The sequence below is a fragment of the Sphingomonas folli genome (assembly GCF_019429525.1).
GTDB classification, from domain to species: domain Bacteria; phylum Pseudomonadota; class Alphaproteobacteria; order Sphingomonadales; family Sphingomonadaceae; genus Sphingomonas; species Sphingomonas folii.
Genome location: NZ_JAHXZL010000006.1, coordinates 115,989 through 136,088 on the forward strand (window position 1 = coordinate 115,989; position 20,100 = coordinate 136,088).

The following is a 20,100-nucleotide window of genomic DNA, read 5'->3' on the forward strand; positions in this document are numbered from 1 at the left end:
GCAAAGATGCGCGCCGTGGTCGGCCGACGCGCGCGTACGACATCGAACGACACGTTCCGTATAACATATTTGCAATGTTAGACCGTATACGATAATGTGGGCGGCAGGGAAAATAGGGGACCTCGCCGATGCTCGCACACCGACTGCTGCGCTCCACCGCGCCGATCGCGCTCGCCCTCGCGGGCGCGGCGCACGCCCAGGCACCGCAGGTGCAGCCGCCCGCGGGCGAGCCCTCGATCACGACCGCGCCCGCTCCCGCCGACCCGGAGCCCGCCGGCGGCGAGGTGACCGTCACCGGCACGCGGCTGCGCCAGCCCGGGCTGCAGAGCAACAGCCCGATCACCGACGTCAGCGCGGCCGAGATCCGGCTCCAGGGCGCCACCAACATCGAGAACGTGATCAACCGCCTGCCCCAGGTCACCGCGGCGGCGAACGAGAATGTCTCCAATGGCTCGGACGGCACCGCGCGGATCAACCTGCGCAACTTGGGCGACAACCGGAACCTGATCCTGGTCAACGGCCAGCGGCTGCTGCCGGTGCAGGCCAACGACGTCAACTTCATCCCCGGCTTCATGGTGCAGCGGATCGACGTGGTCACCGGCGGCGCCTCGGCGGTGTACGGTTCGGACGCGATCTCGGGCGTGGTCAACTTCATCCTGCGCGACGATCTCGACGGCGTCCGCGGCGACGTCCAATATGGCTTCGCCGCGCACCACAATGACAACAATGGTCTGCGCGACCTCGTCCGCCGCAACGGCTATGCCAACGCGCTCAGCTCGCCGGTCGACGGGCAGCGGCTCGACGCCAACCTCGCGGTCGGCAAGAACCTCGGCGACCGCGGCAACATCACCGCCTATTTCGGCTATCGCGACGTGAAGCCGATCATCCAGGCGAACCGCGACGTCTCGGCCTGCGCGCTCGACCCGCGGGACAACAACAGCGCCTTCACCTGCGGCGGCTCGAGCAACAACATGTACGGCCTGTTCCAGCCGCTCACCGGCCCCAACGCCGGCACCGCCTATAACAACACCCGCGACGGCCAGAAGACCTGGGTGCCGTACGATTCGAGCTTCCGCTACAACACCGCGCCGCTCAATTACTTCCAGCGCTCGGACGTGCGCTACACCGCGGGCGCCTTCGCCAAATACGAGCTCGACCCCGCCGCCGAGCTGTACGGCAGCTTCATGTTCATGGACGACCACACCTTCTCGCAGGTGGCGCCGTCCGCGCTGTTCCAGGGCACGACCTACACGATCAACTGCGACAACCCGCTGCTCGGCCAGCAGCAGGGCCAGCTGCTGTGCGGCAGCGCCTATGGCAGCGGCGCGACGCAGGACCTGTTCATCGGCTACCGCCCCGTCGCGGGCAACGCGCGGCCGCGCCGCGACGACCTGCGCCGCATCGACTATCGCGCCACCGCGGGGCTGCGCGGCGAGATCGCGCGCGGCATCGGCTATGACGTCAGCGGGCTCTACTCGCGCGCGCTGTTCCGCGAGACCTATATGAACGACATCGACCCGGCGCGCGCCAACCGCGGGCTCCAGGTGGTGTCGGTCAACGGCACGCCGACCTGCACCTCGGTGGTGAACGGCACCGACGCCGACTGCGTCCCGCTCGACGTGTTCCGCTACAACGGCATCAGCGACAACGCCTTCGGCTATATCTACTCGCCCACCTCCACGCGCGGGCTCGACGAGGAGGAGGTCTACAGCGGCTCGATCAACGCCGACCTCACCAGCTACGGCGTCAAGCTGCCCTGGGCCGACCAGGGCCTGGGCGTGGTGCTCGGCGTCGAGCATCGCCGCGAGCGGCTGCGCTTCACCGCCGACGCGCTGGCGCAGCAGAAAGGCACCAACGAGTCGTTCGGCCGCTTCCACGTGACCGAGTTCTTCTCCGAGGTCCGGCTGCCGATCGCGGAGGACCGTCCCTTCGCCGAGGAACTGTCGATCACCGGCGGCTATCGCTACTCCGACTACAGCAACCTGTCGAAGGGCGTGTCGACCTACAAGGGCGAGCTCTCCTGGGCGCCGGTGCGCGCGCTGCGGCTGCGCGGCAGCTACAATCGCGCGATCCGCGCGCCCAACATCAGCGAGCTGTTCGCCGCGCAGCAGATCGGCAACGTCTCCGCGCAGGACCCGTGCTCGGGCGCCACCCCGGTCGCCAGCGCCGAGCGCTGCGCGCTCACCGGCGTCACCGCCGCGCAATACGGCCGCATCATCGCCTGCCCGACCGACGTCTGCTCGGCGCTGGGCGGCGGCAACCCGGCGCTGCGCCCCGAGGAGGCGGACACGTACACCGCCGGCATCGTGCTCTCGCCCACGTTCCTGCGCGGCGTGTCGCTGTCGGTCGATTACTTCAACATCAAGGTGCGCGACTATATCTCCTCGATCCCGACCTCGCTGACGATCAGCCAGTGCGTCGCCACCGGCGACCCGTTCTTCTGCGCCTTGTTCAAGCGCGACCCGCGCAACGGCGCGCTGTTCGGCGAGAACGGCTATGTCGTCTCGACCACGCAGAACACCGGCTCGCTCAAGACCTCGGGCATCGACCTCGGGCTCAACGCCGCGGTGCCGGTCGGCGGGCTCGGCCGCGTCGACCTGTCGCTGGTCGGCACCTGGCTCAACGACCTGGTGACCGAGCCGCTGCCGGGGCTCGGCTCCTACGACTGCAAGGGGCTGTTCGGCCCGACCTGCGGCCAGCCCAGCCCGGAGTGGCGCCACCAGGCGCGGCTGACCTGGACCACCCCCGACGACAAGGGCGCGGTGTCGCTCAACTGGCGCTACATCGGCGCCACGCGGCTGAGCAGCAACACCGCCGACCCGTTCCTGGCGGGCGACGCCTACACGCTCAACTCGCGCATCGGCACGTACCATTATCTCGACCTCGCCTTCACCGCCAACGTGCGGAAGGGCGTGAGCCTGCGCCTCGGGGTGAACAACCTGCTCGACCGCGACCCGCCCGCGATCGTCCAGGGGCTGCTGTCGGCGTTCGGCAACGGGAACACCTATCCCGGCGTGTACGACGTCGCGGGGCGGAGCTTCTTCGCGGGGCTGTCGGCGGAGTTCTGAGGGGAGAAGCCAGTAGCATCCTCCCCGCTCGCGGGGAGGGGGACCATGCGCAGCATGGTGGAGGGGGGCTTCCGCACAAGCGCCGCCGCGTGGGAGGAGAGCCCCCTCCACCACCGCGCTACGCGCGGCGGTCCCCCTCCCCGTGCCGGGGAGGATTGATCACCTGCCCCCCACCGTCGCGGCGGCGTCACGGAAATCGCTATACCGGGTCGGTCCGCCCCTCGGCGCAGGAGACCGACCATGCCCGCCTCGTCCTACCGCCCCCGCCTGCGCGACCTGCGCCCGCTCGTCCCCGCCCCCGCCGTCTTCCCCGGCGCCGCGCCGACGCTCGCCCCCGCGCTCGCGCGCACCACGCCGGCGAGCGACCTCGCCGGGCGCGCCGGCTATGACCCCGCGCATCTCCCCGACTTCGCGGTGGCCTTGCCCTCCACCGCCGCGCTGCGCAGCGACGTGCGCGCGGTGCCCGGGCGCGACGACGGGCGGCTCGACTACACGCATTTCTCGATCGTGCTCTCCGCCAGCCGCCGGCTCGCGCTGTTCACCGCCGCCAACCTGGACGGCGCGCAGAGCGTGTCGGTGCCCCGCGGCGGCGATCCCTGGGCGCTCGACGGCCGCCTCCCCGCCGACGCGCAGGTCGGCGAGGAGCTTTATGCCAACAACGACTTCGACCGGGGCCACCTCGTCCGCCGCGAGGACCCGAACTGGGGCGCGGACGCCGCCGCGGCCAACCGCGACACCTTCCACTTCACCAACTGCGCGCCGCAGCTCTCCGCCTACAACCAGCAGACCTGGCTCGGGCTCGAGGACCTGGTGCTGGGCAACACGCGGCGGCAGCGCGAGCGCGCGACGGTGTTCACCGGCCCGGTGTTCCGCGCCGACGACCCGGTCTATCGCGGGGTCGCGATCCCGCTGGCCTATTGGAAGGTGATCGCCTTCGTCCACGACGACGGCACGCCCTCGGCCACCGCCTATATGATCGACCATGACGTCGACCTCGGCCGGGTCGAGCTGATCTTCGGGCCGTACAAGACCTATCAGCGCTCGGTCGCGGCGGTGGAGCGCGCCACCGGGCTGGACTTCGGCGCGCTGGCACTGCGCGACGGCTTCTCCAACGAGGAGGCGGCGACCGGCGCGCGCGTCGAGCGCGTGATCCGGGTCGCCGCCGACGTGCTGGTCTGACGCATCCTCGAACCCCCACGCGCGGCACCGCCTATAATGAGCGCTGATGCCACGAGGGACGGGGTGATGACGATGGGGGACGTAGCGCGGCTGGCGGACCGGTTCGCGGCGGCGCACCACGGGGAGCGACTGGACTTCTCGCCCGACAGCCTGGCGGTCGTCGACCGGCTGCTCGACGACCGGCGGCGCGCACGCGGCGGCAAGTCGGCGCATGTCGCGACCGAGGCGGGCTGTTATGTCGGCGAGGTGATCCGCCGCCAGCTCGGCGGCCGCTGGCGCGACACGCCGCCCGCGGCGGCGAAGCGCGGCTTCCTGGGGCTGTTCGGCGGCGGCCGCGCGGCCTTCGCGCCGGTGCTCGATCTGGGCGCGATCACCGTGTCCCCGGTCGAGAAGGTCCGGGCGCGGCTGCGCGACACGGGCGAGGACACGATCGAGACCTATTACGAGGCGGTGGAGCGCACCATCATCCCGCGGGTGGAGGATCTCGCCTGAGCCTCCTCGGCTGATCCTTCCCTCAGGGAAGTGGCGCGCGGCGCGCGTCGCGGGGCGTCAACGCTCGCGGGCGCAGACGGACGTACCACCGACGGTACCGCTCCGGCAGCGCCGCGGGCTGCCACGCCTCCCGGGAGGGTCGACCAACCCCTCCTTGGATCGGGATCGGCCAGCGTGCGATTTAGCCGAGCGGGGCCGCGCTCCTGCGTCGGCAGGAGCACCTCAGCCGAACGGGCGCTCGAGCGACTCCTGCGGCGGCGTGAACCACGCCGCGCCGTCGGCGGTGACGCGGAAATGGTCCTCCAGCCGCACGCCGTAGCGCTCGGGCACCACGATCATCGGCTCGTTCGAGAAGCACATGCCCGGCTCCAGCACGGTGCGGTCGCCGCGCACCAGATAGGCGGGCTCGTGGATCGACAGGCCGATGCCGTGCCCGGTGCGGTGCGGCAGCCCCGGCAGCCGATAGCCCGGCCCCAGCCCCGCGCGCTCCAGCACCGCCCGCGCCGCGGCGTCGACCGACTCGCACGTCACCCCCGGCCGCGCCGCCGCGAAGGCCGCGGCCTGTGCCGCGCGCTCCACCGCGAAGGTCTCGCGCACGTCGGGCGCGACGCGGCCGAAGGCATAGGTTCGGGTGATGTCGGAGTGATAGCCGTGGACGCGGCAGCCGGTGTCGATCAGCACCAGCTGGTCCTCCTCGAGCAGCTGGTCGCCCGGCAGGCCGTGCGGGAAAGCGGTGGCCCGGCCGAACTGCACCGCGCAGAAGAAGGAGCCGCCCCCGCCGATCGCCTGATGCGCCGAGTCGATGAAGCGCTTCACCGCGCTCGCCGCGATGCCGGGGCGCAGGATCGCGGCGGCGCGGCGCTGCACCTCCAGCGTCATCGCCTTGGCCGCGGCGAGGCAGGCGAGCTCGGCGGCGGACTTGATCTGCCGGCAGCGGTCGATCGCCGCCGCGCCGTCGCTCACCGCCAGCCCGGCGGCGCGCAGCGCCTCGCCCCAGCCGAACGGCAGCAGCGGGTCGAGCGCGAGCCGTGCGCCGGGCGTCAGCGCGCGCGCCACCAGCGCGACCGGGTCCTCGTCCTCCTCCCACAGCGCCACCTCGGCCGGGATCGCCAGCTCGGCGGCGAGCGAGCCCCGCTCGAACGCGGGACAGATCATCAGCGGGTCGCCGCTGACCGGCAGCAGCAACGCCACCATCCGCTCGCTCGCGCCCCAGCTCACCCCGGTGAAATAGCGCAGGCTCGCGCCCGCGCCGACCAGCAGCGCGTCCATGCCCAGCGCCCCCGCCAGCGCGCGCGCGCGCTCGATCCGGGCGAGATGCTCGGCCGCGCCGATGGGCGGCACCGCGGGCGCGGCGCGGATGGCGGCGAGCTCGGTGGCGGGATCGGAGGTGCCGATGATCATGCGCGCGTCCCGAAGCGGCGGAGGTCGTAGGGGGCGAGGTCGATCGCCGGCGCCGCGCCCGCGATCGACTCGGCCAGCAGCTCGGCGGTGACCGGCGCGAGCGTGAGGCCGAGATGCTGGTGACCGAACGCGTAGTACAAATTGGCGGCGCGGGTCGAGCGGCCGATCGCGGGGAGATAGTCGGGCAGCGTCGGGCGCGCGCCCATCCAGCGCTCGAACGGCGCGGCGAGCGGCAGCCCCAGCGCGGCGGCATGCGCCTCGAGCCGCCGCCACTTGCGCGGGTCGGGCGCGGCGGCGGCCGACCCGAACTCGACGAAGCCGGCGAGCTGCACCTTGTCGGCGTAGCGCGTGGCGATGATCGAGCGGTCCTCGAAGACGAGCGGCGGCAGGTCGGCGGGCCAGTGCTCGGCGGCGGCGCGGACGTGATAACCGCGCTCGGCGATCAGCGGCGCGCGCTCGCCCGCCGCCGCCATCAGCGCGCGCGAGCCGACCCCGGCGGCGACCACGACGACGTCGGCGGCATGGCCGGGCACCGCGACCCGGTCGCCCGCGCGCGCGAGCGTCGCCGCGCCGGTGGCGCGCACCACCCCCGCGGCGTCGAGCGCGCCGGCGAGCGCGGCGGCGAGCCGGTCGAGGTCGCTCACCTGCGCGCTGCCGGCGAAGCGGACCGCGTCGGCCACGCCGGGGGCGAGCGCGCGCACGCGCGCCAGCGTCGCCGCGTCGACCGCGTGGACGGTGGCGGTGCCGGTGTCGGCCGCGCGCCACGCCGCGCGGCCGCGCGCCGCGCTCGCCTCGCTCTCCCAGGCGACGAGATGCCCGTCGGCGCGGACCAGCGCGGCGTCCCCCAGCGCCGCGGCGAGCCGCTGCCACGCCGGCAGCGCCGCGGCGAGCAGCGCGCCCAGCGCGGCGCGGCCGCGGCGGTGGCGCGCCGGGCGCGACGCCCAGGCGAGCCGCAGCGCGAAGGGCAGCCAGTCGCGCGCCTGCGCGGGCGGCAGGCTGAGCGGGCCGCCGCGCCAGAACAGCCGTCGCGGGAAGGCGCGCAGCGTCGCGGGCGAGGCGAGCGGCTCGACCTGCTCGGTGGCGATATGCCCCGCGTTGCCCCAGGAGGCGGCGGGCAGGGCGGCGCGCTGGTCCAGCAGCGTGACCGCGGCGCCGCGCCGCGCCAGCGCGAGCGCCAGGGTCGATCCGACCACGCCGCCGCCGACGATCAGGATCCGCATCGCTGGGTCACCCGCCGCTTCACGCCATGGGCTCTATCGTATACGATGGTGGGGGACAAGTCGCTGTGCCGTCGCCCGCCGCGCCGCCGCGCTCGTCTTGTTGATTGATCGTTAACGACGCATCTGGGATCATGCGCCCGTCACGCACCCGAGGTGCGGCTTCCCGAGGACCATCATGCCCGTCAGCATCATCGCCCGCACCCTGTCCGACCGCGTGTTCGAGATCGTGCGCGAGCGCATCGTCACCGGCGAGCTGCGCGGCAACATGCCGATCCGCCAGGACGCGCTCGCCGGAGAGCTGGGGGTCAGCAAGATCCCGCTGCGCGAGGCGCTGGCGCGGCTCGAGCAGGAGGGGCTGCTGTCGAGCCAGGCCAATCGCGGCTATTCGGTACAGCCGATGTCGGCGGCGCAGGCCGACGAGATCTACGCGCTGCGACTCTCGATCGAGCCCGCCGCGGCGGCGAGCGCCGCGCTCGCGGCGGACGAGGCGGGGCGACAGGCCGCGCTGGCGGCGTTCCACGCGCTCGACGAGGCCGCGTCGAGCAACCTCGCCGAGGTGGCGGTGCGCAACCGCGTCTTCCATATCGCGCTGGTGCATCCGGGCGGGCGGCGGCTGACGACCCAGCTGGTCGAGCGGCTCGGCATCCTGGCGGAGCGCTACACCGTCGCGCATCTGGCCCCCGCCGGGCGCGACGCGCGCGCGCACCTCGAGCACAAGGGGCTGATCGACAGCTGGATGGCGCGCGACTCGGCCGCGCACGCGCGACTGCTCCACGACCATATCGCGGGCACGCTCGCCGACCTGCGCGCGCAGTTCGCCGGCGGCGCGGTCGCCGCGTAGCGCCCTCCCCTCACCCGCAGCCCAGGCTCGCCAGCGTCGCGCGCACCGCCTCCGGCAGCGGCGTGCGCGGCTCCGCGCCCAGGGTCGCGACCAGCCGCGCGTTGTCGAGCCGCACCGGGCGCTCCCACAGGTAGCGCATCTCCATCAGCTCGCGGGGCGTCTCCGCCACCAGCGCGGCGAGACGCAGCTGCCACCAGGGCAGCCGGCGGATCGGCACCGCGGGATCGCCGAGCACGCGCACGATCGCCTCCACCATCCGCCGCCCATCCGAATCCCAGTGCCCGTCGAGGTGGTAGCGCGCGAGGGCGGGCAGGTCGCCCCGGTCGAGCAGCCGCGCGATCGTCTCGGCCACGTCGGGGAGATAGGCCCAGGCATGGCCCACGCCGCGCTGCCCCGGCTGGCGCACCACCCGCGGGCGCGCGCCCGGCGTCACCAGCCCCTGCGCGAACCAATTGTTCGCCGCGCCCGGGCCGAAGAAGTCGCCCGCGCGCACGATCAGCACCGAGGCCGCGCCGCTCGCCGCCAGCGCCCCGAGACGGCGCTCGAGCTCGACCCGGATCGCGCCCTTGCGCGTGACGGGCGACTGCGGCGAGTCCTCCGCCAGCAGCGGGAAGGCGTCCGGACCGTAATTATAGACGGTGCCCGGCAGCACCACGCGCGCGCCGCACGCGCGCGCCGCGGCGATCGTGCTGTCGAGCATCGGCAGCACCTGCCCCGCCCAGTCGCGGTAGCCCGGCGGGTTGACCGCGTGGACGATCGCCGCCGCCCCCATCGCCGCGGCGGTGACCGCGGCGGCGTCGCGCGCGTCGCCGCGCACCGCCTCGCAGCGCGGGTCGAGCCGCGCTGCGTCGCCGCGCACCAGCGCCCGGACGCGCCACCCGCCGTCCAGCAGCCGCCGCGCGGTCGCGCCGCCGATCCCGCCGGTGGCGCCGAGTATCAGGGCCTGTCGCTCGCTCATCATCCTTCTCCTCGTCATGGTCGCGGCGAGGATGGGGGCGTGCGGGATCGACGAAAATTGCCGAATACCGTGGGTCTGCTATACGCCGATCGATGAGCCGGGAGCCGAGCTGGGACGTCTATCGCAGCTTCGCCGCGGTGCTGCGCGACCGCTCGCTCTCGGGCGCGGCGCGCGCGCTGGGGCTGACCCAGCCGAGCGTCGCGCGGCACGTCGCCGCGCTGGAGCGAGCGGTCGGCGGCGCCTTGTTCGTTCGCTCGCCGCGCGGACTCTCGCCGACCGACCGCGCGCTGGCGCTGCGCCCGCACGCCGAGGCGCTGGTCGCCGCCGCGACCGCGCTGCGGCGCGCGGGGCGTGGGTCACCCGACGCGCCCGAGGGCGTGGTGCGGGTGAGCGCGAGCCAGGCGGTGGGCGTGTGGCACCTGCCCCCGATCCTCGCCGCGCTGCGCCGCGCGCACCCGCGGCTGACGGTCGAGCTGGCGCTGAGCGACTCGGTCGACGACCTGCTGCAGCGTCAGGCCGACGTGGCGGTGCGGATGATCGAGCCGGCACAGCGGGCGCTGGTGGCGCGGCGGGTCGGCGAGGTGCGGCTCGGCTTCCACGCGCACCGCGACTATCTCGCGCGCCGCGGCACGCCCGCGACCGCGGCCGAGCTGCGCGACCATGACCTGATCGGCCCCGACACCGAGACCGCGTTCACCCGCGCCGCGGCGCACTGGCTGCCGGGGCTCGACCGCGTCGCCTTCGCGCTGCGCACCGACAGCGACGCGGCGCATGTCGCGGCGATCGCGGCGGGGTATGGCATCGGCATCTGCCAGACCGCGGTGGCGCGGCGCGACCCGGCGCTGGTGCGCGTGCTGCCCGCGGCGCTCGACGTCGCGCTGCCGCTGTGGATCGTGATGCACGAGGACCTTCGCGGGGGCGCGCGCTACCGCGCGGTGTTCGACGCGCTCGCGACGGGGCTGGGGCAGGTCGGCGCGGCCGACGCCGCGATCACTGCGCGGGGATGAAATACGGCGTGTGATGCTCCCACGGCTTCAGGTCGGCGCAGCCGGTGAGCGCGGTGTTGCCCGCGTGGGTGGTGTCGAAATGCGGCAGCACCTTGCCACCCGCGGTTCGCTGCGTGAGCAGCATCGCGTACCAGGCGGAGCAGGCCTGCGGGGTGACATCGCCGTCGGCGCTGCTCAGGCTGCAGATCGCCGTGATGACCATGCCGCTGCCGTTCGACACGCCGGTGTAGACGTAGCCGTTGCTGCCCACGCCCAGATAGGCGTGCGCGTCGGCGTCGCAGTAGAAGGTGGCGGCGTGCGCGACAGGGGCGGGAACACCGGCCGCGACCATCGCCAGCGCCGCCGCGGCGGCCCGTGACCGAGCGACCATCAGGAATTCCCATCCAACGGGATGATCGTGAAGCCGTTCAGCGGCACGACCACCACGCCGCTCGGCCTCACCACGGCCGCGCCGTCGCCGCCGTCGCCGCCGTCGCCGTCGTCGGTGCGCCCCGCGCCGGTCACCGTGTAGCTCGTGCGGTTGCCGGCCGGATCGTACTGAACCTTGGTCTCGACGGTCGCCCCGTCGGAGGTGACGTCGCTCTGCACCAGCCGCCCCAGCGCGTCATAGGTGTAGGTGGTGGTGTTGGCCGGCGGGGTCTGCGCCGCGGCCGGTCCCGCGAGCAGGGCGAGCGGCAGGAGAATGAGGGATCGCACGGGAGCCTTCCGTCGCAGCCTAGATCATCTCCATCATAGAGGGAGCCCGGGCACGACGGCGTCATGGTCGCTGTGCCTGACGCAGAACGCCGGTCGAGCCCGCTGGCCAGTCCGCCGGCCGATCGAACCGCCGGCCCGCCCCACGGTAAGGCGGCCGCGCCGTCCTATGATGGAGTCAAAAACCGGGAGGTCGCACGATGTTCAGCCCTTGTCACCGCCTCGTCAGCGCGGTCTCCGCCGGTCGGGGGTGCGCCTACGGCGCGCTCGCGCTCGCCGCTCTCGCGGCGACACCCGCGGCGGCGGACAACAGCTACAATATGAACAGTGGGGGGCAACTCAGCGAGGTGCTGACCTACACGGGCGATACGACCATCCTGTTCGCCTTCGCACACATGCCCAAGGTGCCGAACTGCACGGGCCGGTACTTCGTCATCCCCGGCGACCAGGGTCTGGCGCGACAGCAGGAACTCAGCCGCCTGCTCACGGCCTATGCGACGCACGAGTCGATCAACATCGGCTACGACGGCCAGACCTGCGGCCCAGGCGGCTATATCATGGTGCATCGCGTCGGCTGAGAAGCCGACCGCGCGCCCTTTCCCTCGCTCCCACGGCGGAGTAGGAGCGACGGGCGATGACCACCGCCGCTCCCCTCCTGCCCCCGGCCGACTGGCGCGACTTCCTCGCGCTGACCAAGCCGCGCGTGATGACGCTGGTGGTGTTCACCGGCCTGTGCGGCATGCTCGCGGCGCCGGTGGCGGTCGACCCGGTGCTGGGCTTCACCGCGATCCTGTGCATCGCGCTAGGCGCGGGCGCGGCGGGGGCGCTCAACCAATGGTATGAGGCCGATCTCGACGCGGTGATGAAGCGCACCGCGGCGCGGCCGCTGCCCGCCGGACGGATGGAGCGCCAATCGGCGCTGCACTTCGGCGTCGGGCTCGGCGCCTTCTCGGTGATCCTGATGGGGCTGGCGGTGAACCTCGCCGCCGCGGCCATCCTCGCCGTCTCGATCCTGTTCTACGTGCTGATCTACACCGTGTGGCTGAAGCGCCGCACGCCGCAGAACATCGTGATCGGCGGCGCCGCAGGCGCCTTCCCGCCGCTGATCGGCTGGGCCGCGGCGACGGGCGAGGTGGCGCTGCTGCCGCTGCTGCTGTTCGCTTTGGTGTTCCTGTGGACCCCGCCGCATTTCTGGGCGCTCGCGCTGTTCGTGAAGACCGATTACGCCAACGCGGGCGTGCCGATGCTCCCCGTCGTGGCGGGCGAGCGCGTGACGCGGCGCCAGATCGGGCTGTACACCATCCCGATGGCGCTGGTGGCGGTGGCGCCCTGGCCGCTCGGGCTGGCGGGGCCGGTCTACGGCGTGGTGGCGACCGCGATGACCGCGGTGTTCGCGCTGCTCGCCGCCCTGGTCGCCGCCGGGCGGACCAGCGCGGTGAGGCCGATGCGCCACGAGAAGCAGCTGTTCGGCTTCTCGATCCTGTACCTGTTCGTCGTGTTCGGAGCGCTCGTGGTGGATCGGTGGGTGGCATGACGCCGGAGGAACAGCGACTCGTCCAGCAGCGGCAGAGGGCGCGCGCGATCGTGGTGGCGCTGCTGCTCGCCGCCTTCGTGGTGCTGATCTTCTTCATCACCATCGCCAAGATCCACCAGGGCATGGGGCATTGAGCGCGCGATCGTTCCTGGGGCTCTCGCGCACGGGCCGCACCGCGCTGCTGGCGGTGCTGGGCATCTGCTTCATGACCGGGCTCGCCTTCGCCAGCGTGCCGCTCTACCGCCTGTTCTGCCAGGCGACCGGGCTCAACGGCACCACCGGCCGCGCCGAGCGCGCGCCGGGCGGCGTGCACCGCTCGATCACGATCGCGTTCGACGCCAACACCAGCCCCAAGCTGCCGTGGCGCTTCCAGCCCGAGCGCGAGCAGGAGGTGGTGGAGATCGGCGCGCGCGACATGGCCTTCTTCGCCGCCACCAGCCGCGCCGCGCAGGAGACCACGGGCACCGCGACCTACAACGTCACCCCCGCCATCGCGGGCAAGTATTTCACCAAGATCCAGTGCTTCTGCTTCACCCAGCAGACGCTGAAGGCGGGCGAGTCGCAGCGCATGCCGGTGATCTTCTACGTCGACCCCGCGATCCTCACCGATCCGGACACCAAGGACGTGCAGACGATCACGCTCTCCTACACATTTTACCCGGTGGATTCCGCCGGGCGAGCGGGCTAGACGAGAGCCGATAAGCGTAACGGGGAGAGCCGCGCATGGCGGGTGCCAAGAACCACGAGTACCACATCCTGCCGCCCAGCCCCTGGCCGCTGCTCAGCTCGATGGCGGCGCTGGTGCTGGCGACCGGTGGCATCATGTACATGCACTCGGCGACGGCGGGGGGCTGGGTCTTCCTGATCGGCCTCGCCGCGGTGCTGTTCTGCATGTACGGCTGGTGGCACCAGGTGATCCGCGAGGCGCACGCCGGCGACCATACGCCGGTGGTGCAGCTCCACTTCCGCTACGGCATGATCCTGTTCATCGCCTCGGAGGTGATGTTCTTCGTCGGCTGGTTCTGGGCCTTCTTCGACTTCTCGCTGTTCCCCACCGCCATGTCGTTCGTCGACGGCCAGGTGGAGCGCGCCGCCGAGGGGGCCGCGGCGATCGCCGCGCAATGGCCGCCCAAGGGGCTGGAGGTCATCGACCCGTTCGAGTTCCCGCTGCTCAACACGCTGATCCTGCTGTGCTCGGGCACGACCATCACCTGGGCGCACCACGCGCTGATCCACGACCAGCGCGGCGGCGAGAAGCGCGGCTTCTGGGGCCTGCTCGGCGTGGGCGACCGCGACGGCGTGCTCAAGGGACTGTGGGCGACGGTGGCGCTGGGCGTGCTGTTCAGCAGCATCCAGGCCTATGAGTACATGCACGCGCCCTTCCCGTTCAAGGGCATCAACTACGGCGCCGCCTTCTTCATGGCGACCGGCTTCCACGGCTTCCACGTGCTGGTCGGCACGATCTTCCTGATCGTGAACCTGATCCGCGCGTACAACGGCGCCTTCACGCCGCGCCAGCATTTCGGCTTCGAGGCAGCGGCCTGGTACTGGCATTTCGTCGACGTGGTGTGGCTGTTCCTGTTCGTCACCATCTACGTCTGGGGCGGCTGGGGCGCGCCGGTCCACGCGGGCTGAGGCGCGCGTGACCGACCCCGGGCGGGACGCGCCCCCCGGGAGGGTCACACCGCGCCCGCTCGACGTCGGTCTCAAGGGCCTCTGCCCGCGCTGCGGCGCGCCGACCTTGTTCGCGGGGCTGCTGCGCTTCGCCGACCGGTGCCGCGCCTGCGGGCTGCGCCTCGCCGAGTTCAACGTCGGCGACGGCCCGGCCGCTTTCCTCACCCTGATCTGGGGCACGATCGTGGTCGCGCTGGCGATCGCGCTCGAGCTCTCGATGGCACCGCCCTGGTGGGTCCATGCGCTGCTCTGGGTGCCGCTGACGCTCGCCGGCGTGGTCGGCTCGCTGCGGCTGGCCAAGGGCTGGCTGATCGCGGCCGAATATCGCAACGCCGCGCGCGAGGGGCGGGTGGCGGAATGAGGCGCGTGCCGGTCGTGCCGACGCTGCTGGTCGCACTCGCCGCGGCGGCGATGGTGGCGCTGGGGCTGTGGCAATTGCTCGAGCGCCGGCCGCAGAAAGAGGCGCTGCTGGCGCAGCTCGCCGCCAACCCGACCAAGCCGCCGGTCGCCTTCCCGCGCTTCCCCGACGAGACGTTGCTGTTCCGGCGGGCGAGCGCCTTCTGCCTCGAGCCGGTGGCGTTCGAGCGCGCCGGCGCGGGCGCGGCGGGCTTCCGCGTCATCGCGGTATGCCGCACCGGCGCGGAGGGGCCGGGGCTGCGCGTCCAGCTCGGCACCACGCGCGACGCCAAGGCGACAGCGGCGTGGCGCGGCGGAGAGGTCAGCGGCTGGATCGCGCACGCCCCCGACGCGCGCCCGCTGATCGCGACGGTGACGGCGCCGCGCGCGCGCGAGCTGATGCTGGTGAGCGACCGACCCGCGGCGGGGCTGGCGGCGAACGCGCCGCCCGACCCGTCGAGCGTGCCCAACAACCACCTCGCCTATGCGGTGCAGTGGTTCCTGTTCGCGGGCGTCGCGGTGGTGGTGTACGTCGTCGCACTGAGGCGGCGGGGGGACGGGCGGACGAACCCTCAAGATCCTCCCCCCTAGCGGGGAGGGGGACCGCCGGCCGGAGGCCGGTGGTGGAGGGGACTCTCCACGCGGCGCACCGCCCGCGGTAGCCCCCCTCCACCACCGCTTCGCGGCGGTCCCCCTTCCCGTGCCGGGGAGGATTGTTTCACCTCACCCGCTCAGATCCCCGCCCACCAGTCGTAGTCGACATTGTCTTCCCAATAGCCGCCGCGGCCCTTGCCGACGCCCGCGAGCGACTCCACCGCGGTGACCCGCATCAGAAATTTGGCCTGCTTGTAGCCGAGCTGGCGCTCGACCCGCAGCCGCAGCGGCGCGCCGTGGCCGACGTCGAGGAAGCGGTCGTTCATCGCCCAGGCGAGGATCGTCTGCGGGTGGAAAGCGTCCACCAGGTCGATCGACTCGTAATAGGGGGCGCCGCCGTAATAGTCGGCGCAGGTGAAGACGAGGTAGCGCGCGCGGTCGCTCAGCCCCGCGGCGCGGAGCACGTCGCCGAGCCGCGGCCCCTGCCACTTGCCGATCGCGCTCCACCCCTCGACGCAGTCGTGGCGCGTGATCTGCGCGCGCTGGGGGAAGGCACCGAGGTCGCTCAGCGACAGCGCGAGCGGGCGCCCCACCAGCCCGTCGACCGCCAGCCGCCAGTCGGCGAACCGCCCGGCGCGCAGGCTGGCATAAGCGTCGGTGCCGGGGTCGCGCGTGCCGTTGGTGCGGAAGCGCGGCGACATCTGATCGGAACGGAACTCGGGCGCGAGCGCGCCGCGGTCGAACAGAGCGCGCTGCAGCCCGCGATGGATGTCCTCGCCCTTGAACAGGATGGTGCGGACCTCCGGCCGCTGGATGACGCGGTCGCACGCGCCGAGCAGCAGCGCGCTCCCCCCGGCCGCGCCGCGCGCGAGCAGCTGGCGCCGACGCCACATCACTCGGGCACCCGCCACCAGCCGGTGATCATCGAGCGCAGCTCGTTGCCGACCCCGGCGAGGATCACCAGCGTCAGATGCACCACGGTGAACAGCGCAAGCCCCGCCATCGCGAGGAAGTGGAGCGAGCGCGCCGACTGGCGCCCGCCGAACAGCTCGAGCAGCCACGGCCAGGCCGCGTCCATCCCCGGCGACAGCGCCAGCCCGGTGAGGATCACCAGCGGCAGCAGCACGAAGACGACCGACACGTAGCTCAGCTTCTGCAGCACGTTATACTCGCCCGGGGCCTCGGGATCGTGGAAGCGCAGGTCGAGGTGCGCGCGCACGTCGGCGGCGATGTGCCCGGGCGCGAGGTCGCGGCGGCGCAGCCGCAGGTCGCGCTGGAAGTGGCGGTTGAGCAGGCTCACGATCATGTAGCCGAGCAGCGAGAAGGCCAGGACCAGCGCGAATAAGAGGTGCCAACGGCGCGAGATCGCGAGATTATAATTGGCCGGGATGGTCAGCCACGCGGGGAAGCGCGGCAGCTCGGCCCAGGCATGGTCGAAATTGGCGCCGTAGCGCCCCCAGTAGAGCCGGGGGTGCGCGTTGGAGATGCCCAGCCCCGAGCCGATCAGCACGATCACCGCGACCGCGTTGAGCCAGTGCCACAGTCGCGTGGCGAGCCGGTGGCGGCGAATGGCGGTTGCACCCATGCGCCCATCCTAGCAGAGGTCAGCGCATGACCGAATGGCATTTCTACGAGCCCGCCGCGGGCCACGGCCTGCGCCACGACCCGCTCAACGCGATCGTCGCGCCGCGCCCGATCGGCTGGATCAGCACCGTGTCGCGCGACGGCGTGCGCAACCTGGCGCCGTACAGCTTCTTCAACCTCTTCAACTACAAGCCACCGATCGTGGGGTTCTGCTCGGTGGGCGCCAAGGACTCGCTGGCCAACGCGCGCGACACCGGCGAGTTCGTGTGGAACCTGGCGACGCGCGACCTCGCCGAGGCGATGAACGCCTCCTCGGTCGCCGCCCCGCCCGAGGCCGACGAGTTCGCGCTGGCGGGCCTGGAGACGCTGCCCGCGGCCAAGGTGCGCCCGCCGCGCGTGGCGGCCAGCCCGGTGCAGTTCGAGTGCGTCGTCACCCAATTGGTGCAGCTCGAGGCGCGCGGGGGCGATCGGCTGCCGTCGTGGCTGGTGCTGGGCGAGGCGGTGGCGATCCACCTCGACCGCGCGCTGCTCGAGGACGGCGTCTACCAGACCGCGCGCGCGCGCCCGATCACGCGCGGCGGCGGCCCGGCCGATTATTTCGAGATCACCGCGGAGCAGCTGTTCCGGCTGGAGCGGCCGACGGGCTGAAGGGGTACACGAACGCCTTAGCGGCACGGCGAGGGGGACCAGCCGAAGGCTGGTGGAGGGGGGTAGCCGCGGGCGGTACGGCAGACGGGAATCGCGAGCGTTCCCATGTCCCGCAGCGTGCGCGGGGAGCCCCCTCCCATCAGCGCTGCGCGCTGCCACCTCCCCGCGAGCGGGGAGGATTACTGCTAGGCCGCCAGCGCGCTCGCCACCGTCGCGACGATCACCGAGAACAGCAGCCTGCCGTCGGCGTCGACCAACTCGACGCGCCAGTCCTCGCCGCGCAGCAGCGGACCCGCCTCGTCGCGCATCACGTCGGCGGCGAAGCGCACCGTCGCGGCGCGCGCGTCGTCGATCGCGGCGAACTCCTGGCCCTCGGTGTCCGGGTGCGAGACGCCGTCGCGGACGTTGAGATAATAGCGCGGCATCGGCGGCTCCCTTCGCCGCGACGGCTAGCCGCGACCGCGATCAAGGGTCCTCAACGGAGATTAGGAGGCGGACCGTTTCTCTCGCCCGCTTCGCGCCGATCGTCCGATCGTGAGCGATGCGCCGGGCTCAGCCATAGGCGCGCCAGAAGAACACCGCGGTGGTGGCGGCGGTGACCAGGATCGTCCAGCCGCGCACCGCGCGCGCGGGCAGCCTCTTGCCCACCCCCGCGCCGGCCCAGCCGCCGAGGATGCCGCCGAGCAGCATCGGCGCGCCCGCCTCCCAGCGCACCAGCCCGGTCGCGATGAACACCAGCGCCGCCGCGCCGTTCGCGGTCGCCAGCATCGCGGTGCGCGGCGCGAACATCGCGCGCGGGGTGGCGCCGGCGAGCAGGCCGTAGGTGGCGGTCATCATGATCCCGACGCCGCCGCCGAAATAGCCGCCATAGGTGCCGAGCAGGGCCTGGGCGACGAACAGGCTGCGGCGCCCGATCGTGACCCGCGCCGCCAGCCACGAGGCGCCAGCGGGGCCGAGCACGATCGCGACCAGCGCGACCAGCAGCAGCCAGGGCACGATCAGGTCGAAGGCGCGGCTGGGCGTCACCACCAGCAGCGCGCTGCCGACCAGCCCGGCGAGGAAGGTGACGCCCGCCAGCCGGCGCAGCGACACGCCCGCCACCGGGCCGAGCTCGTCGCGGAAGCCCCAGACGCTCGCGCCCGCGCCGGGCAGCAGCGCGACGTTGGAGGTGGCGTTGGCGACGTTGGCGGGCAGGCCGAGCCCGAGCAGCGCGGGCAGCGTCGCGAAGGTGCCGCCCCCCGCCAGCGCGTTCATCGCGCCGCCGACCGCGCCGGCACCCGCCGCCAGCGCGATCGCACCGAGATCAGCCAAGCGCCGCCTGCTTCTCGGCGGCGATGCGATCGAGCTCGGCGCGGCTCTTCCGCTCGGCCGCGGTCTTGAGCTGGCCGCAGGCGGCGTCGATGTCGCGCCCGCGCGGGGTGCGCACCGGCGCCGAGATGCCCCCCTCGAAGATGATCTCGCTGAAGCGGCGCACGCGCTCGGGCGTCGACGTCTCATAGGCCGCGCCGGGCCAGGGGTTGAACGGGATCAGGTTCACCTTGGCGGGCAGCTGATAGTGGCGCAGCAGCCGCACCAACTCGTGCGCCTCCGCGTCGGAGTCGTTCTTGTCCTTCAGCATTACATATTCAAACGTGATGCGGCGCGCGTTGTTGGCGCCGGGATAGTCGGCGCAGGCCTGGAGCAACTGCTCGATACCGTATTTGCGGTTGAGCGGCACGATCTCGTCGCGCACCTCCTTGGTCACCGCGTGGAGCGACACCGCGAGGTTGACCCCGATCTCCTCGCCCGCGCGCGCCATCATCGGCACCACCCCCGAGGTGGAGAGCGTGATCCGCCGCTTGCTCAGCGCCAGGCCGTCGCCGTCCATCACCAGCTTGAGCGCGTCGCGCACCGCGTCGAAATTGTAGAGCGGCTCGCCCATGCCCATCATCACGATGTTGGTGAGCATGCGTCCCTCGGGTTGGCTGGGCCACTCGCCGAGCGAGTCGCGCGCCAGCATCACCTGGCCGACGATCTCGCCCGCGGTCAGGTTGCGCACCAGCCGCATCGTCCCGGTGTGGCAGAAGGTGCAGTTGAGCGTGCAGCCGACCTGGCTCGAGACGCAGAGCGTGCCGCGGTCGGCGTCGGGGATGAACACCGCCTCGTAATCCTGCCCGTCGGGCGAGCGCAGCAGCCACTTGCGCGTGCCGTCGCTGGAGACCTGCGCCTCGACCACCTCGGGCCGGCCGATCACGAAGCGCTCGGTCAGCCACGGATGCTGCGCCTTGGCGATGTCCGTCATCAGCGCGAAGTCGGTGGCGCCGCGGTTGTAGATCCAGTGCCAGATCTGCTTGGCGCGCAACTTGGCCTGGCGCGGCTCCAGCCCCGCGGCGGCGAGCGTCTCGCGCAGCTGGTCCTTGGAGAGGCCGATCAGGTCGACCCGGCCATCCGGGCGCGCCGCGACGGCGCGCGGCACGGGCACGGGATCGATGTGCCCGGGGATGGGCATGGGGGCGGCCGGCTCTGTCAGCATCGCGCGCACATAGGCGATGTCGGCGCGAATATCCAGTTCGGCGTGGCGCGACGCCCCCTCGTTCACCGGAAGGGCCGCGGCCGAGCGTGCGAGAATCGTACATTCCGTCCCGCAACACAAGACTTGTATCCGAGTCGCGCGCGGCTCACATTGATCCTGCGGTTCGCGAGGGCCGCGCTCGTTATCAACCAGCGAAAGGAGGTGATCCGATGTCTCATGGTTCAGCAATGGGGTCGGTTCAGTTCGTTCGGGGGACGCGCTTCTGACGGTGCGGTCTGCCTCGGGGGGTATCCTCCCCC

23 protein-coding genes are annotated in these 20,100 nt (G+C 72.5%); 13 read left to right on the top strand and 10 right to left on the bottom strand.

Annotation, left to right across the window (positions count from 1 at the left end; genetic code table 11):
• Positions 1 to 128 precede the first annotated feature (128 nt).
• From KZ813_RS10650 to KZ813_RS10660, 3 genes are all read left to right on the top strand, one after another.
• Positions 129 to 3,068, top strand: a complete 2,940-nt coding sequence (locus KZ813_RS10650) for a TonB-dependent receptor domain-containing protein (RefSeq protein WP_219754968.1) — start codon at positions 129 to 131, stop codon at positions 3,066 to 3,068.
• A gap of 240 nt (positions 3,069 to 3,308) precedes the next feature.
• Positions 3,309 to 4,247, top strand: a complete 939-nt coding sequence (locus KZ813_RS10655; protein WP_219754969.1) for a DNA/RNA non-specific endonuclease — start codon at positions 3,309 to 3,311, stop codon at positions 4,245 to 4,247.
• Positions 4,248 to 4,313: 66 nt separating this feature from the next.
• Positions 4,314 to 4,739: a DUF6278 family protein gene (locus KZ813_RS10660; RefSeq protein WP_219754970.1), complete on the top strand. Its 426-nt coding sequence runs from the start codon at positions 4,314 to 4,316 to the stop codon at positions 4,737 to 4,739.
• 222 nt (positions 4,740 to 4,961) lie between these two features.
• On the opposite strand, the gene KZ813_RS10665 is transcribed toward KZ813_RS10660, so the two are convergent.
• Entirely contained in the window at positions 4,962 to 6,140 is a 1,179-nt protein-coding gene (locus KZ813_RS10665) for a M24 family metallopeptidase (RefSeq protein ID WP_219754971.1), read from the bottom strand.
• Positions 6,137 to 7,360, bottom strand: coding sequence for an NAD(P)/FAD-dependent oxidoreductase (locus KZ813_RS10670; RefSeq protein WP_219754972.1), 1,224 nt, complete (start codon positions 7,358 to 7,360; stop codon positions 6,137 to 6,139). The genes KZ813_RS10665 and KZ813_RS10670 overlap by 4 nt, the downstream gene beginning before the upstream one ends.
• 175 nt (positions 7,361 to 7,535) lie before the next feature.
• Here KZ813_RS10670 and KZ813_RS10675 point away from each other — a divergent pair, with 175 nt between their 5' ends.
• Positions 7,536 to 8,201 carry a GntR family transcriptional regulator gene (locus KZ813_RS10675; RefSeq protein ID WP_219754973.1) on the top strand — a complete coding sequence of 222 codons (666 nt, stop codon included), beginning with the start codon at positions 7,536 to 7,538 and terminating at the stop codon, positions 8,199 to 8,201.
• Between the two features lie 10 nt (positions 8,202 to 8,211).
• Here the strand turns inward: KZ813_RS10675 and KZ813_RS10680 are convergent, their stop codons facing one another.
• Positions 8,212 to 9,159, bottom strand: a complete 948-nt coding sequence (locus KZ813_RS10680) for an NAD-dependent epimerase/dehydratase family protein (protein ID WP_219754974.1) — start codon at positions 9,157 to 9,159, stop codon at positions 8,212 to 8,214.
• A 92-nt stretch (positions 9,160 to 9,251) separates the two neighbouring features.
• Between KZ813_RS10680 and KZ813_RS10685 the strand changes: the two genes are divergently transcribed.
• Positions 9,252 to 10,166: a LysR family transcriptional regulator gene (locus tag KZ813_RS10685; protein WP_219754975.1), complete on the top strand. Its 915-nt coding sequence runs from the start codon at positions 9,252 to 9,254 to the stop codon at positions 10,164 to 10,166.
• Here KZ813_RS10685 and KZ813_RS10690 read toward each other — a convergent pair.
• The gene (locus tag KZ813_RS10690) at positions 10,150 to 10,536 is read right to left on the bottom strand and encodes a hypothetical protein (protein ID WP_219754976.1); all 387 of its coding nucleotides are present in this window, start codon (positions 10,534 to 10,536) and stop codon (positions 10,150 to 10,152) included. The genes KZ813_RS10685 and KZ813_RS10690 overlap by 17 nt on opposite strands.
• Entirely contained in the window at positions 10,536 to 10,862 is a 327-nt protein-coding gene (locus KZ813_RS10695) for a hypothetical protein (RefSeq protein WP_258046651.1), read from the bottom strand. Before KZ813_RS10695 ends, KZ813_RS10690 begins: the two co-directional genes overlap by 1 nt.
• A gap of 197 nt (positions 10,863 to 11,059) precedes the next feature.
• On the opposite strand from KZ813_RS10695, the gene KZ813_RS10700 reads away from it, so the two are divergent.
• From KZ813_RS10700 to KZ813_RS10730, 7 genes are read left to right on the top strand one after another with little or no spacing between them, the layout of a single operon-like run.
• A complete protein-coding gene (locus tag KZ813_RS10700; protein ID WP_219754977.1) occupies positions 11,060 to 11,437 on the top strand; it encodes a hypothetical protein in 378 nt (125 codons plus the stop codon).
• Between the two features lie 56 nt (positions 11,438 to 11,493).
• On the top strand, positions 11,494 to 12,393 hold the full coding sequence (locus KZ813_RS10705) for a heme o synthase (protein WP_219754978.1): 900 nt from the start codon (positions 11,494 to 11,496) through the stop codon (positions 12,391 to 12,393).
• The gene (locus KZ813_RS10710) at positions 12,390 to 12,527 is read left to right on the top strand and encodes a cytochrome c oxidase system small membrane protein (protein WP_219754979.1); all 138 of its coding nucleotides are present in this window, start codon (positions 12,390 to 12,392) and stop codon (positions 12,525 to 12,527) included. Before KZ813_RS10705 ends, KZ813_RS10710 begins: the two co-directional genes overlap by 4 nt.
• Entirely contained in the window at positions 12,524 to 13,081 is a 558-nt protein-coding gene (locus KZ813_RS10715) for a cytochrome c oxidase assembly protein (RefSeq protein ID WP_258046652.1), read from the top strand. The genes KZ813_RS10710 and KZ813_RS10715 overlap by 4 nt, the downstream gene beginning before the upstream one ends.
• 35 nt (positions 13,082 to 13,116) lie before the next feature.
• Positions 13,117 to 14,028: a cytochrome c oxidase subunit 3 gene (locus KZ813_RS10720; RefSeq protein WP_219754980.1), complete on the top strand. Its 912-nt coding sequence runs from the start codon at positions 13,117 to 13,119 to the stop codon at positions 14,026 to 14,028.
• Positions 14,029 to 14,035: 7 nt separating this feature from the next.
• Entirely contained in the window at positions 14,036 to 14,428 is a 393-nt protein-coding gene (locus KZ813_RS10725) for a DUF983 domain-containing protein (protein ID WP_219754981.1), read from the top strand.
• Positions 14,425 to 15,054, top strand: coding sequence for an SURF1 family cytochrome oxidase biogenesis protein (locus tag KZ813_RS10730; RefSeq protein WP_219754982.1), 630 nt, complete (start codon positions 14,425 to 14,427; stop codon positions 15,052 to 15,054). Before KZ813_RS10725 ends, KZ813_RS10730 begins: the two co-directional genes overlap by 4 nt.
• Before the next feature lie 140 nt (positions 15,055 to 15,194).
• On the opposite strand, the gene KZ813_RS10735 is transcribed toward KZ813_RS10730, so the two are convergent.
• Entirely contained in the window at positions 15,195 to 15,950 is a 756-nt protein-coding gene (locus tag KZ813_RS10735; RefSeq protein WP_219755140.1) for a molybdopterin-dependent oxidoreductase, read from the bottom strand.
• The gene (locus KZ813_RS10740) at positions 15,950 to 16,642 is read right to left on the bottom strand and encodes a cytochrome b/b6 domain-containing protein (protein ID WP_219754983.1); all 693 of its coding nucleotides are present in this window, start codon (positions 16,640 to 16,642) and stop codon (positions 15,950 to 15,952) included. The genes KZ813_RS10735 and KZ813_RS10740 overlap by 1 nt, the downstream gene beginning before the upstream one ends.
• A 26-nt stretch (positions 16,643 to 16,668) precedes the next feature.
• Between KZ813_RS10740 and KZ813_RS10745 the strand changes: the two genes are divergently transcribed.
• Positions 16,669 to 17,289 (top strand): flavin reductase family protein, encoded by a 621-nt coding sequence (locus KZ813_RS10745; protein WP_219754984.1) that lies wholly within the window; start codon positions 16,669 to 16,671, stop codon positions 17,287 to 17,289.
• Positions 17,290 to 17,474: 185 nt separating this feature from the next.
• On the opposite strand, the gene KZ813_RS10750 is transcribed toward KZ813_RS10745, so the two are convergent.
• The 3 genes from KZ813_RS10750 to rlmN form a co-directional block, all read right to left on the bottom strand.
• Positions 17,475 to 17,714 carry a DUF6894 family protein gene (locus KZ813_RS10750; RefSeq protein ID WP_219754985.1) on the bottom strand — a complete coding sequence of 80 codons (240 nt, stop codon included), beginning with the start codon at positions 17,712 to 17,714 and terminating at the stop codon, positions 17,475 to 17,477.
• Positions 17,715 to 17,841: 127 nt separating this feature from the next.
• Entirely contained in the window at positions 17,842 to 18,600 is a 759-nt protein-coding gene (locus KZ813_RS10755; protein ID WP_258046653.1) for a sulfite exporter TauE/SafE family protein, read from the bottom strand.
• Positions 18,593 to 19,777, bottom strand: a complete 1,185-nt coding sequence (gene rlmN, locus KZ813_RS10760) for a dual-specificity RNA methyltransferase RlmN (RefSeq protein WP_506344942.1) — start codon at positions 19,775 to 19,777, stop codon at positions 18,593 to 18,595. Before rlmN ends, KZ813_RS10755 begins: the two co-directional genes overlap by 8 nt.
• Between the last annotated feature and the right edge of the window lie 323 nt (positions 19,778 to 20,100).

Bases quoted from the DNA above. Each gene is read 5' to 3' on its own strand.
- KZ813_RS10700 (WP_219754977.1), top strand. From the start codon at position 11,060: ATGTTCAGCCCTTGTCACCGCCTCGTCAGCGCGGTCTCCGCCGGTCGG.
- KZ813_RS10735 (WP_219755140.1), bottom strand. From the start codon at position 15,950: ATGTGGCGTCGGCGCCAGCTGCTCGCGCGCGGCGCGGCCGGGGGGAGC.
- KZ813_RS10745 (WP_219754984.1), top strand. From the start codon at position 16,669: ATGACCGAATGGCATTTCTACGAGCCCGCCGCGGGCCACGGCCTGCGC.
- rlmN (WP_506344942.1), bottom strand. From the start codon at position 19,777: ATGCCCATCCCCGGGCACATCGATCCCGTGCCCGTGCCGCGCGCCGTC.
- KZ813_RS10670 (WP_219754972.1), bottom strand. From the start codon at position 7,360: ATGCGGATCCTGATCGTCGGCGGCGGCGTGGTCGGATCGACCCTGGCG.
- KZ813_RS10650 (WP_219754968.1), top strand. From the start codon at position 129: ATGCTCGCACACCGACTGCTGCGCTCCACCGCGCCGATCGCGCTCGCC.
- KZ813_RS10705 (WP_219754978.1), top strand. From the start codon at position 11,494: ATGACCACCGCCGCTCCCCTCCTGCCCCCGGCCGACTGGCGCGACTTC.
- KZ813_RS10740 (WP_219754983.1), bottom strand. From the start codon at position 16,642: ATGGGTGCAACCGCCATTCGCCGCCACCGGCTCGCCACGCGACTGTGG.
- KZ813_RS10675 (WP_219754973.1), top strand. From the start codon at position 7,536: ATGCCCGTCAGCATCATCGCCCGCACCCTGTCCGACCGCGTGTTCGAG.
- KZ813_RS10665 (WP_219754971.1), bottom strand. From the start codon at position 6,140: ATGATCATCGGCACCTCCGATCCCGCCACCGAGCTCGCCGCCATCCGC.
- KZ813_RS10660 (WP_219754970.1), top strand. From the start codon at position 4,314: ATGACGATGGGGGACGTAGCGCGGCTGGCGGACCGGTTCGCGGCGGCG.
- KZ813_RS10690 (WP_219754976.1), bottom strand. From the start codon at position 10,536: ATGGTCGCTCGGTCACGGGCCGCCGCGGCGGCGCTGGCGATGGTCGCG.
- KZ813_RS10680 (WP_219754974.1), bottom strand. From the start codon at position 9,159: ATGAGCGAGCGACAGGCCCTGATACTCGGCGCCACCGGCGGGATCGGC.
- KZ813_RS10730 (WP_219754982.1), top strand. From the start codon at position 14,425: ATGAGGCGCGTGCCGGTCGTGCCGACGCTGCTGGTCGCACTCGCCGCG.
- KZ813_RS10685 (WP_219754975.1), top strand. From the start codon at position 9,252: ATGAGCCGGGAGCCGAGCTGGGACGTCTATCGCAGCTTCGCCGCGGTG.
- KZ813_RS10750 (WP_219754985.1), bottom strand. From the start codon at position 17,714: ATGCCGCGCTATTATCTCAACGTCCGCGACGGCGTCTCGCACCCGGAC.
- KZ813_RS10655 (WP_219754969.1), top strand. From the start codon at position 3,309: ATGCCCGCCTCGTCCTACCGCCCCCGCCTGCGCGACCTGCGCCCGCTC.
- KZ813_RS10720 (WP_219754980.1), top strand. From the start codon at position 13,117: ATGGCGGGTGCCAAGAACCACGAGTACCACATCCTGCCGCCCAGCCCC.
- KZ813_RS10710 (WP_219754979.1), top strand. From the start codon at position 12,390: ATGACGCCGGAGGAACAGCGACTCGTCCAGCAGCGGCAGAGGGCGCGC.